At 71.4% G+C, this 12,049-nt stretch carries 10 protein-coding genes; 2 read left to right on the top strand and 8 right to left on the bottom strand.

Translation table 11 applies throughout. From position 1 onward, the window contains the following. Positions 1-203: 203 nt before the first annotated feature. From trxA to murJ, 6 genes are all read right to left on the bottom strand, one after another. The gene (trxA, locus tag ABGB21_RS00705; protein WP_347655493.1) at positions 204-527 is read right to left on the bottom strand and encodes a thioredoxin; all 324 of its coding nucleotides are present in this window, start codon (positions 525-527) and stop codon (positions 204-206) included. Between the two features lie 22 nt (positions 528-549). Continuing rightward, positions 550-1,506 (bottom strand): thioredoxin-disulfide reductase, encoded by a 957-nt coding sequence (trxB, locus tag ABGB21_RS00710; protein WP_347655494.1) that lies wholly within the window; start codon positions 1,504-1,506, stop codon positions 550-552. Between the two features lie 182 nt (positions 1,507-1,688). Continuing rightward, complete coding sequence (locus ABGB21_RS00715; protein ID WP_347675951.1) at positions 1,689-2,909, bottom strand: hypothetical protein; 1,221 nt, start codon at positions 2,907-2,909, stop codon at positions 1,689-1,691. Further along, positions 2,906-3,733: an RNA polymerase sigma factor SigM gene (gene sigM / locus ABGB21_RS00720; protein ID WP_347655519.1), complete on the bottom strand. Its 828-nt coding sequence runs from the start codon at positions 3,731-3,733 to the stop codon at positions 2,906-2,908. Before sigM ends, ABGB21_RS00715 begins: the two co-directional genes overlap by 4 nt. Positions 3,734-3,950: 217 nt before the next feature. Further along, positions 3,951-5,558, bottom strand: a complete 1,608-nt coding sequence (locus ABGB21_RS00725; protein WP_347655496.1) for a protein kinase family protein — start codon at positions 5,556-5,558, stop codon at positions 3,951-3,953. Positions 5,559-6,275: 717 nt separating this feature from the next. Beyond that, positions 6,276-7,997, bottom strand: coding sequence for a murein biosynthesis integral membrane protein MurJ (gene murJ, locus ABGB21_RS00730; protein WP_347655497.1), 1,722 nt, complete (start codon positions 7,995-7,997; stop codon positions 6,276-6,278). A gap of 151 nt (positions 7,998-8,148) precedes the next feature. Between murJ and ABGB21_RS00735 the strand changes: the two genes are divergently transcribed. Beyond that, positions 8,149-9,732: a CCA tRNA nucleotidyltransferase gene (locus ABGB21_RS00735; RefSeq protein WP_347655498.1), complete on the top strand. Its 1,584-nt coding sequence runs from the start codon at positions 8,149-8,151 to the stop codon at positions 9,730-9,732. Positions 9,733-9,737: 5 nt separating this feature from the next. Here ABGB21_RS00735 and ABGB21_RS00740 read toward each other — a convergent pair whose 3' ends face one another. Further along, entirely contained in the window at positions 9,738-10,487 is a 750-nt protein-coding gene (locus ABGB21_RS00740) for an NIPSNAP family protein (RefSeq protein WP_347655499.1), read from the bottom strand. Beyond that, complete coding sequence (locus ABGB21_RS00745; protein ID WP_347655500.1) at positions 10,484-10,918, bottom strand: Rrf2 family transcriptional regulator; 435 nt, start codon at positions 10,916-10,918, stop codon at positions 10,484-10,486. The genes ABGB21_RS00740 and ABGB21_RS00745 overlap by 4 nt, the downstream gene beginning before the upstream one ends. A 180-nt stretch (positions 10,919-11,098) precedes the next feature. On the opposite strand from ABGB21_RS00745, the gene ABGB21_RS00750 reads away from it, so the two are divergent. Next, positions 11,099-11,749 (top strand): hypothetical protein, encoded by a 651-nt coding sequence (locus tag ABGB21_RS00750; RefSeq protein WP_347675953.1) that lies wholly within the window; start codon positions 11,099-11,101, stop codon positions 11,747-11,749. Positions 11,750-12,049: the final 300 nt, after the last annotated feature.

Below are 12,049 nucleotides of genomic sequence, written 5' to 3' on the forward strand. Positions count from 1 at the left end.
AACGCTCCCGGAGCGTACCGTGACCTTTCCACCGCCGTCCGCTGTTGCCCGGAGCCGGGACGGGTCAAACAACCGGCCGGACCAGGTCGTCGCGCGGTGGCCCGCTCTGGAGTCCGCTCAGGCCGTCTGAGCTGGGCAGAGACGACCGCGCCCGCATCCGGTTGTCGCGGATGCGGGCGCGGAACGGATCGGCCGGCGTCGGCTCAGAGCGCCGTCTCGATGAGCTTGACCAGGTCGCCCTTGGGCCGGGCGCCGACGATCGACTGGACCGGTTCGCCACCCTTGAACATGGTGAGGGTCGGTGCCGACATCACCCGGTACGCCCGGGTCGTCTCCGGGTTCTCGTCGATGTTGAGCTTGACGATGCGGACCGCGTCACCCATCTCGCCGGCGATCTCCTCCAGCAGCATGTCGACCTTGCGGCACGGTGCGCACCACTCGGCCCAGAAGTCCACCAGCACCGGCTTGTCGGACTGCAGTACGTCACTGACGAAGTTGGCGTCGGTGACGACGCTTGTTGCTCCCACTTGACCCTCCTCGGGGGGTTGTTCAGTCTTCTTCCAGAGTCGCCAGGAACCGTTCGGCGTCCAGGGCGGCGGCGCAGCCGGTACCCGCCGCGGTGATCGCCTGCCGGTAGGTGTGGTCGACGAGGTCCCCGGCGGCGAAGACGCCGGGGATGTTGGTACGGGTGCCCGGGGCGTCGACCTTGACGTAGCCGTTCTCGTCCAGTTCGACCTGGCCCCGGAAGAGTTCGCTGCGCGGGTCGTGCCCGATCGCCACGAACACGCCGCCGACCGCCAGCGTCTTGGTTTCGCCGGTGTGCGTGTTGCGCAGCCGGACGCCGGTGACCTTGCCGTCGTCGCCGAGTACCTCCTCGACCACGCTGTTCCACTCGACCTGGATCTTGTCGTTCGCCAGGGCACGGTCGGCCATGATCTTGCTGGCCCGGAACTCGTCGCGACGGTGGATGATCGTGACCTTGCTGGCGAACCGGGTGAGGAAGGTCGCCTCCTCCATCGCCGAGTCGCCGCCACCGACCACGACGATCTCCTGCTGCCGGAAGAAGAAGCCGTCACAGGTGGCGCAGGAGGAGACACCGTGGCCGAGGTACTCCTGCTCGCCCGGTACGCCCAGCGGGCGCCAGGCCGAGCCGGTGCTCAGGATGACCGCCCTGGCCCGGTACGTCGTCTCGCCGACGTACACCGTGTGAGCTGCGCCGGAGCCCGGCACACCGGTGTCGACCAGCTCGACCCGGGTCACGTCGTCGGTGACGAACTCGGCGCCGAACCGTTCGGCCTGCTTGCGCATCGAGTCCATCAGCTCCGGACCCATGATCCCGTCGGCGAAGCCGGGGAAGTTCTCCACCTCGGTGGTGGTCATCAGGGCACCGCCGGACTGCACACCCTCGATGACCAGCGGTTTGAGATTGGCCCGGGCGGCGTAGACCGCGGCCGTGTACCCGGCCGGCCCTGAGCCGATAATGATCAGGTTGCGGACCTCATCCACTGCCGTCTCCCGATGTGTGTCTATGCGCCCCAGCGCAGCGCGCCGATGGCGGTCCGGGCGCCGACCGCGTACGGCATCGGCGCTTGCAAGCCAGAACGTCATCGTACGAAGCGGGGATTCCCTAGCCGGTCATCCGGTGGGTCATGTCACTGCCTCGCCGAAAGGGCCGCTGAGGCGTTGTTTCACCCTACCCGGGTCTGATAGGTGACGTCGGCCTCCGTCGGAGACGTTCCGCACTCCGGCCCGGTGGCCCAGGCCCACCGGGCTCCGGACTGGTCGGTGAAGACGACAACCAGGGCGGCCCTGCCCTCGAACAGGGCGTAGTCCACCAGGTCGACGGTGACCGGTCCCCGGGCGTGGGTCGCGGCGACCGCGTCGAGGCACCGGGCGAGGACGGACGGGTCGGCCAGCCGCTCCAGTCCCGGCACCCGGCCGGGCGTGGCGACGGTCGCGCGGGACTCCTGTTCCACCGGCCCGCCGGTGGAACCGTCGGTCGTGTCCTGCTGGGTGCCCCGGCTGGTCGCCGGAGCCTTGGTGGCAGCCCGGCTGAACGGGTCCCGGGCGAGGTCTTCGACGTTCCCGGCGAGGGTGTTCGAGGTGTAGTTGCTGCCGGTCGCCAGTACCCGTTCGGCGCCGGGGCCCGGCATCGTCGGAGGCGACCCGGAGCCGAGCAGCGGGGCGGCCTCGGCGTTGTCGCGGGTGGTGCTGTACGCCGTACCGGTGGCCTGCTCGTCGCTGCCGGAGACCGTACCCAGGCGACTGATCGCGAAGCCGGCGAATCCCACCACCACGGCGGCGAGCACCACCGGCCCGGCGGCCCGGCGGACCCAGCGTCGGCGACGGCCCGGTCCCCGGGTGGCCGGCGACGGCCCGGTCCGGGTCTGCACGGGTACGCCGGAGAGCCGGCGTCCGGCCCGACCCGGAACCGACGTGTCGTCCCGTTTCCGGTCCGCCGCCAGGGTGGACGGCGACGGCTCGTCAGATTCGGCGTCCCCGGCCGTCCCCGCGGCCGTCCCGTCGTCGGCCCCGACGGTGCCCGCGTCGGCCCCGGCGTCCTCAGCGTCCCCGGGCTGTGTGACAGCGTCCCCGGGCTGTGCGGCGTCGTCCGCCCGGCCAGCGTCGATCGTCTGCGCGGCGGGGTGATCCAGAGCCGCTCGGTCGAGTGCCGCCTCGATGTGGTCGACCACCACCGCCGGCATCGGCTCCGGTGGCGAGGCGAGGCTCGCCAGGTCCAGCCGGACGGCGTCGAGCCCGCCGGTCAGCGCCGCGTACGCCGCCGCCCAGTCCGGCGCCTGCGTGACCAACCGGGCGACCTCGGCCTCGTCGGGGGTGCCGTCGAGCGCGCCGCCGACATAGTCGGCCAGCAGGTCGAGATCGACCTCCCTGAACTGGCCGCCGGTCACGGTTCCTCCTGCTCCGGGCCGGGTGCCCCCCGGCTCCGATCCTGTCTCCCCGGAATCCGACCACCTGTGGACCGGACCGACGGGCCACGTCCGGACCGGGTTGATGTAGGTCGGACGTCGGGGTCGGGGCCGGGGTTCCCGCTGGTGACCGACGGCACGTCGGTGCCCAGCTCGCCAGCGCCCTGTTCCTTGGTGTCCCGTTCACCGGTGTTCCGCCCACCGGCCGTGACCTTCGCCCCGGCCGTCGACGGTCGGAGATGGCCGAGCAGCACGGCGAGTCGGGCCCGCCCCCGGGCACACCGGCTCTTCACGGTGCCCTCGGCGACCCCGAGGATCACCGCGACCTCGCTGACCGGGTAGCCCTGCAGGTCCACCAGAACGAGGGCGGCCCGCTGTTCGACCGGCAGTTCGGCGAGGGCCTGCCGGACGACCAGCGTGGTGTCGTGGTCGACGGCGGGTGCCGCCGGTTCCACCCCACCGACCCACCGGGGACTGTCGGCCGCTCGGCTGCTGTCCGGCAGGGGAACCGTGGGATGGGCCTGCCGGCGGCGGATCCGGTCGAGGCAGGCGTTCACCACGATCCGGTGCAGCCAGGTGGTGACGGCCGCGTCGCCGCGGAACCCCGACGCGGCCCGGTGGGCGGAGAGCAGCGCGTCCTGGAGCGCGTCCGCCGCCTCCTCCCGGTCGTTGAGAGTGCGCATCGCGACCGCCCAGAGCCGGTCCCGGTGTCGGTGGAAGAGGGCGGTGAAGGCGGTCCGGTCGCCGTCGACGTGGGCCCGCAGCAGCTCGGCGTCGGTCCGCTCCACAGGTTCGGCCCGCAGCAGCTCAGCGTCGGTTGTCCGCTCCGCCGGTTCGGCCCGCGCCGCCGGGACGGTGACGTCTGCCGCGGGTGCCGGCACGGCACCGTCCGGCGGGACCGGTCCCGTCTGCGGCCACGGGGGTGTGGCCGCCGGGCTGGTCCGGCCGGCGGCGTCCGAGCCCCGTGCGCCGGTCATGGCCGCACGATAACCGAATGTCGCTTTTTCCGGGGAGACCGGCGACTCACCGGGCCTGGACCGTTATCTCCTGGACACCGATCTTGTACCGGTACGGTTCGCTCTGCGGCAGCTCGGTGATCCAGAGCATGAGGTATTGGTACTTCTGCCCCGGGGTGAAGTCGCTGAAGTTGACGGTGAGACCCTCGGTCTTCTCGTACGGGTTGCCGATCCGGTTCTTGTACGCCCTCAGCAGCGCCTTGTCGCCGGCGTTGGTGGACGGGAAGTCGGCGGTGCCCCAGCGCAGCTCGGCGGAGACCCCCGGAGCGGAGAACTCGACCTGCACGCTGGTGACCTCCTTCGGCTCACGGAGGTTGATCAGGATCCCCATCCCGGGCTTGGCGCGGCCGAAGTTGGGGTGGTCGTGGTAGCTCTCGGTCTCCCAACTCGTGTTGGAATCACCGTCCACCACCTTCTCCACGCCGTCCAGCTCGCTCCGGGTGCCGTCCGGGTCGATCACCCGTACCTGGTTGGGCCGGAGGTCGAGCTTCACCGGCTTGCGGACCGGCTCGGGCTCGCCCGCCGCGCCGGCCTGGGCGGTCCCGGTCGGTGCCGGCGGCTGGGCGGTCCCGGTCCCGGTGTTGTCGTCGGAGAGCACGTTGATGCCGATCAGCAGGCCGACCAGGGCCACGACCAGCAGCGCGCCGACTCCGATCAGGGTTTTCCGGCCGCCGGTCGCGGGCAGGTCCGGGGTGGCCTCGGCGCTGGTGAAGCGGAGCGGACCGCTGTCGAAGTCCTGTTCCTCGGCGGCCGCGGCCAACCGGCCGAGTTCGCCGGAGATCACGTCGGAGGAGGGGACCCCGAGCTGGGCGTCCAGCAGGTCCATGGTGAGGTCGTCGAGGTACGCGGGCACCCCGGCCCGGACCTGCCGGGGCGCGGCGATGGCACCACTGGCGTCTCGGACCGCGTCCGGTACGGCGGCCCGGGCCCGCCGGACGTTGCCGCCGGTGAGCGGCGCCTCGGCGTGCGGCCAGTGCCCGGTCAGCGAGTAGTAGAGGATGCCGCCGACCGCCCGTACGTCGGTTTCCGGGCTGTCCGCGCCGTCGGTACGCGCGTCGGCGAGCACCACCCGCCCGTCGTCGGCGATCATCACGGTGCCGGGGTGCACGTTGCCGTGCACCATGCCGGTGGCGTGGATCGCGGCGATCGCCCCGGCGACGGCGTGTGCGACGGCGGTGGCCCGGGTCGGGTCGAGGGTTCCCTCGGCGACGACCTCGCGCAGCGACTGCCCGTCGACCCACTCACGGACGACGTACGCCCGGTCCTCCTCGTCGATGGCGTCGTAGACGCCGACCAGGTTGGGGTGGATCACCCGGCTGGCCACGACGGCGGCCTGGAGCATCTCCTTCGCGGAGTCGCCGCCGGGGTGGCGCAGCACCACGGCGACCGGCCGGCGCAGTACGACGTCGACACCGCGCCAGACCTGCCGGCCGGCGCTGTCGTCGTTGATGTGTGCCGTGAGCTGGTACCGCTCGGCCAGGATCTCACCGACGGCGGGCGCACCGAAGGTCATCACGGAGGGAGTGCCCTCGTCCGCCTCCTGACCTTCGCCGACCTGGGTCACCCGTCCTCCCTCGGTGATCGTGTCGATCGCTGGACCCGTGCTGCTGGGCATGTGGCTTCCGTTCCGCCTTCGAAGGAGTTCGGACGGCCATCGGCCCTTTCTAGCCTAGGCGTTCGCCGCATCCGTCGAGAGCGACCTTACCTGGGTCTGACTGATCCCCGACACGTCATCTTGCGGCCGTAGGTGACCAGCTGCCGGAGATGTCGCGAACCGCACCTGAACTCCCGACGCCGTCCGCGCTACCGACACGTGCGGTTAGCAATCTATAGGTTGATTTCAACTGTCTTACGCCGGGTGGCGTCCGTGCCCGGGACCCGTCCGGCGATCCCTTCTGTCGGCCTCGGTGTCACCGGCGGCCCCGGTCACGTCGGCGGGCCGGGGTGACCGGCGGACCGGTGGCTGCGGGACCGGGTGGACCGTGGACCGGGGTGGGCCCCGCCCGCCTTCCCCGGCGCGCGGCGATTATGCCGCCGGCGAGTCAACTGAGGACAGCGGGCCCGCCGGTGACCACACCGTCCGGTACGCCGCTTGTCGCAGGGTCCGTCCTGACGGCCAGTCAGTTGATCCTGACGTCGTGTTATCCACAGCTGCCACCTGGGCTTTTTCAGCGGATCGACGGGTTATCCACAGCGATATCCCCAGCCCTCCTTTCGGCTGGGGAGGACGGCTTGGTCCAGGGGCCGAGCCGGATGAGCGGCGGCGGGAAGGACGGCTTGGTCCAGGGGGCCGGAGCCGGATGATTCAGCGGCGGGGAAGGGGCGGGACCGGTCAGCGGCCGAGCCGGCGGCGCAGCATGCCGACCACGTCGGTGATCTCACGGATCCGCAGCAGCATCGCGAGACCGAGGTACGTGCCGCCGATGGCCAGGCCACCGATCACCACCTCGACGAAGCCGAGCAACTGGTTGCCCAGGGCGTCGCCGGGGAGCAACACCATGACCAGGATGCCGACCAGGGTCGCGCCGAGGGCGGCGACCAGCACCCGACCGAAGGTGCCGACCATCTCACCGATCCCGATCCGGCCGATCCGGGGCCGCAGCATCCGCGCGGAGATCACCGCCGCCGCGACGTACGAGACGGCGTTGCCGATCATCATTCCGGGAGCCAGGAACGACAGCGAGAAGGCCGCGAAGACCAGCACCTGTACCAGGATCCGGAGCACCACCACCGGGATGTTGATCAGCGCGGGCATCCGGGTGTCGGGCAGGGCCCAGAAGGCGAAGGTGAAGATCTGGCTGACCGAGAACGGGATCAGCGCCAGCGCGGCGACCAGCAGCACCGGCGCGATGGCTCCGGCGTCGCCCTGGGCGGCACCGTAGTCGAAGAGGACCACCGCGATCGGGTCGGCGAGCACGGCGTAACAGACCGCGATCGGGGCGAGGACGGCGGTGACGGTCCGGACGGTCCGGGACAGGTCGGCCGCCATGTCGGTGAACCGCCCGTCGGCGGCGGCCGAACTCATCCGGGGCATCAGCGCGGTGATGATCGAGACGGCGATGATGCCGTGCGCCATCATCAGCAGCAGGAAGACGTTGTTGTAGATGGCCGGCCCGGCGGACTCCTCGTCGACCTGGTTGAGCAGGTTGAACAGCACGATCAGACCGATCGAGTTGACCACCACGTAGCAGAGCATCCAGCCACCGAGCCGGCCCAGTTCCCGCAGGCCGAGGGCCCGGAAGTCGAACCGCCACCGCCAGCGGAAGCCGACCTTGCGCAGTGCGGGCACCAGCGCGGCGACCTGGACCACGATGCCGAGCAGGGTGCCGCCGCCGAGCAGCAGGATCTGCCCGCGACCCAGGTCGCCGGGCTCGACGCGCTTCGCGCCGAAGACCACGATGTAGATGGCACAGGCGCCGATGATCACCAGGTTGTTCAGGATCGGTGCCCACATCGGTGCCGCGAAGTGCCCCCGGGTGTTCAGCACCGCGGCGACCAGGGCACTCAGCCCGGAGAAGAAGATGATCGGCAGCATCAGCTGGGCGAGGTCGGTGACCAGCTTGTGGTAGTCCGCACCCCGGTTGCCGGCGTAGATCGCGGTCAGCAGTGGGGCCGCGAGGATCGCCAGCACCGTCGCCACGCCGAGGGCGAGCACCGCCAGGGTGAGCAGCCGCTGGGCGTACGCCTGGCCGCCGTCCCGGTCGACCTTGCGGCGGCGGACCAGCACCGGCACGACGACGCTGGTCAGCACGCCGCCGAGCAGGAACTCGTAGACCATCTGCGGAATGATCAGCGCGGTGGAGTACGCGTCGTTGACGGCGAGCACGCCGATCGCCGCGGCGACCATCAGGGTACGGAGGAAGCCGGTACCCCGACTGACCAGGCTGCCGATCGCCATGATCGCGCTGTTGCCGGCCGCGCTGCCCTCGGCGGTCTCCGGCGGCGGGTTGGTGCTCTCGATGATCGGACTGGTGCCGATCAGGGTGGCGCCGTCCTGCGGCGGCGGTACCCCGTCGGGCATGGCGTTCGCGCTGCGGTACAGCCCGCTTGCCATGTCAGCCTCCCAAGGGGTACGGCGGACCGGGTGCCCGCCCGCACTGCTGCAGACCTTAGTCAACCGGGCCGGTGAACGTCGGGGCGCGTCACTGCCGACCGGTGTGCCCGCCACCACCGTGCCCTGGTCGGCCCGCTAGGCTGGCGATCCCATGTCCGAAGCATCTGTCCCGCAGGCAGCCCGTTCCGCGCCGTCCACCAGCAGGTCGGCCGGTGCCGCGCAGGCGAAGGCCGGCGCTGACCCGTCGACCGCCGACCCGTCCACCGGTGGTCCGGGCCCCGAGGCTACCGACCCGGCGACGGCCGGCCGGCTCTCCGCCGCCCAGCGCAACGCGGTCGCGGAACTGCTCCGGGTCTCCCCGGTCGCCGACGAACTCGGACGCCGGTTCGCCCGCGCCGGACACGAACTGCACCTGGTCGGCGGCTCGGTCCGGGACGCGCTGCTCGGCCGGCTCGGTGACGACCTCGACTTCGCCACCGACGCGCACCCGGACGAGACGCTGCGGCTGCTCAAGGGCTGGGCCGAGGCGACCTGGGAGACCGGGCGCGAGTTCGGCACGATCGGCGCCCAGCGGGACGGGTTGCGCCTGGAGATCACCACCTTCCGCGCCGAGTCGTACGACCAGGTGAGCCGGAACCCGGTGGTCGAGTACGGCACCAACCTGGTCGACGACCTGCGGCGCCGCGACTTCACCGTCAACGCGATGGCGGTCAGCCTGCCCGGACACGAGTTCACCGACCCGTACGGCGGGCTCGCCGACCTCGCCGACCGGATCATCCGTACCCCGGGCACCCCGCAGGAGTCGTTCGGCGACGACCCGCTGCGGATGCTCCGGGCCGCCCGGTTCGCGGCGCAGCTGCGGTTCGCCGTACACCCGGCGGTGCGGGACGCGATGCGGGCGATGGCCGTCGACCTGGACCGGATCACCGCCGAGCGGATCCGTGACGAGTTCACCAAGCTGCTCTGCGGCGCCGACCCGGTGACCGGGCTGCGGCTGCTGGTCGACACCGGGCTGGCCGACCGGTTCCTGCCGGAGCTGTCCGGGTTGAAGCTGGAGATCGACGAGCACGCCCAGCACAAGGACGTCTACGAGCACACCCTGATCGTGGTCAGCAACGCGATCCGGTTGGAGGGCGAGGCCGGCTGCGACTTCGTACTCCGGATGGCGGCGCTGATGCACGACGTCGGCAAGCCGGCGACGAAGGCGGTCGGGTCGGACGGCCGGGTCAGCTTCCACCACCACGAGCTGGTCGGGGCGCGGCTGACCAAGCAGCGGATGAAGGCGCTGCGCTATCCCAAGGACGTGACCGCCCAGGTGACCACGCTGGTCGGCCTGCACCTGCGGTTCTACGGCTACGGCCGCGGCGAGTGGACCGACTCCGCGGTACGCCGGTACGTCACCGACGCCGGCGACCTGCTGCCCCGGCTGCACAAGCTGACCCGCTCCGACTGCACCACCCGCAACCGGCGCAAGGCGGCACAGCTCGCCGCCGACTACGACGCGCTGGAGGAGCGGATCGCCCGACTGCAGGACGAGGAGGACCTGGCCCGGGTCCGTCCCGACCTGGACGGCAACGCGATCATGGAGCTGCTCGGCGTACCGCCGGGGCCCATCGTCGGGCGGGCCTGGCGGCACCTCAAGGAGGTACGCCTGGAGCGCGGCCCCCTGGACCGGGACGAGGCCGAGGCGGAACTCTGGCGTTGGGCCCGCGACCAGGGGATTCTCGGCGGCTAGCCGGGTCAGCGCAGTGCCGACCGGGCGGTCGGGACGAGGCGCAGCCGTTCCGGGGCGCCGTCGAGCGTCGCGGCCAGTTCGGGCAGTACCTCGGTCTGCCACCTGACCGACCGGTCCAGCCGGCGCAGGTGTGTTTCGACCTGCTCGACGTCGGCGAACCGGGAGAACCAGACGACGACGTGCTCGCCGGTACGGACGGGCAGGGCCGGGAAGGTGTTCTCGGCGTACTCGGTTCGCAGGCAGGCGAGCGGTGCGCCGCCGGCCTCGGCCAGCGCCGGTGCCACCAGGTGACGGAACAGGTCGGCGAACCCGGCGTCGACCGGTGCGGTCCGACGGCAGATCGTCGCGACGACAACCGGGGACGGCGGCCGGGCCGGTCCGGTGGCCGGAGGTACGTCCGCCGGTGGGCGTACCCCGGTCGGTGCGGGGAAGCCGGAGCGGTCGTCCAGCGGGCGCAGCAGCAGTACGTCGTCCGAGTCGACCATGGTGGCGTTGGCCCGGTCCCGATGCCGTTGCCAGATCGGCCCGCCGTAGAAGTCGTGCAGTGCCACCGACCGCCGGGCCATGTCGGGAAAGCCGCGGAGCCAGACGAACCGGTTCGGGTCGTCCAGGTCGCGGAACTGGCCGATCAGGGTCATCCCGGTCGCCTCCTGCGTTTCGACGAACTCGCGCTCGAAGAGCGTGATCAGCTCGTCGCGTCGACCGTCGTGCAGGGTGTAACGCCGTAGTTCGACAACCGGGCAGCGCAGGGTCACGGGGTCAGCTCCAGGGTCCGGTGCAGTACGTCGGCGATCGACGTACCGGCGAGTTCGCGGCGTAGGGCCTGTTCCACGCCGTCGTAGACGCCGGTCAGTGCGGGGCGGATGCCCCGGCCGACCGGGCATTCCAGGTTGGGTTCGGTGTGGTGCATCGCGAAGAGCGGGTCCCGTTCGACCGCCTCGTAGACGTCGAGCAGGGTGATCTGCTCCGGTGGTCGGGCCAGACGCCATCCCGCACCGGCACCCCGTCGTACCTCCACCAGTCCGGCGCGGTGGAGTTCGCCGAGGCCGCGTCGGATCACCACCGGGTTGGTGAGCACGCTCGCGGCGACCTCGTCCGAGGTCAGTACGGCCTGCCCGCGTCGGTGTGCCAACGCCAGCCAGGCGAGGGCGTGCACCGCGATGGTGAGTCTGCTGTTCGCCGCCATCGTTCCTCCGTGGACGATCGACTGACGCTGACTGTAACAGTAATGGTTACAGCTGGGCTCCCCTGATCCGGCGGCTCCCGCCGGTCGGCGGCATTCCGGCGGCTCACCGCCGGTCGGCCCGCTCCGCTACCGTCGCAGTCGACATCGGAGTTGTCGTCGGCGGGCGTCGAGGAGGCGGGCGTGGCGGTCTCTGGGCGGCCAGCCGGCCGTTCCTACCTGGTACCGATCGTGGCGTTGGGGTCGACGCTCGTTGCCCTGGTCGTCGCCATCGGGGTGGTCCTGGTCCTCCGGGGCGACGCGACGTCGTCCCACGACGCTTCCCCGCCGTCCGACGGGACTCCGACGAGCGGCCCGGCCGCCGGTGACCGCACGTCCGCCGGCGACACCAGCTCCACCGGTCCGGCCGTCGAGGGGGCGGAGTGCCTGGTCGGCACCTGGCGGGTCACCGAGCACCGGGAACAGGTGGACGTGCCGGACGTGGGCCGGCTCAGCTTCACCGGCGGCGCCGGCACCCGGCTGTCGCTGAGCGCCGGAGGCACGGCGATCACCGACTACGGCACCGGCACCAGCTACCGTGCCGGCTACGCGGGGCAGGACGTGATCCTGGAACTGCGCGGCCGGGTCAATTTCCGGTACGCGGCGACCGGCGACCGGTTCGAGTTGCTCGACCTGCGCTCCGACGCCGAGTTCCGGCTCTCGGTCGGCGACCGTCCCGCCAGCGGCTGGCAGCCGTTCACCGCCTCGACCGCGCCGTCCGGCTACACCTGTGTCGGGGACTCGCTGACCCAGCGGTCGCTGGTCGCCACCACCCTCTACACCCGGACGGACTGACCACCCGATGACCCGACTGACCACCCCACCGCCGCCGGCCGGGCTGCTGCACAGGTTTCCCAACTCGAGGATCCGCTTGTGTCCGCAGTCTGATGACCTGCGGTTTTAGGTTCTTTTGTCTGCGTATGCCGGTCGCTTCGGGGCCTTGCTGTGATCGCTTGCTTGAGGTCAGCGAGCAGGGTGCCTTGCCCGAGATCGTCGGCGAAGATGCGGCGGTCGAAACCACGGTCGGCGCGCTGGGCGAGGGTGATGAGGGCTTCGCAGGTGTAGCGGCCGGATCGGAGTGTGGCGTGGTTGGGA

The organism is Plantactinospora sp. B24E8 (assembly GCF_039871735.1).
Classification (GTDB): domain Bacteria; phylum Actinomycetota; class Actinomycetes; order Mycobacteriales; family Micromonosporaceae; genus Plantactinospora.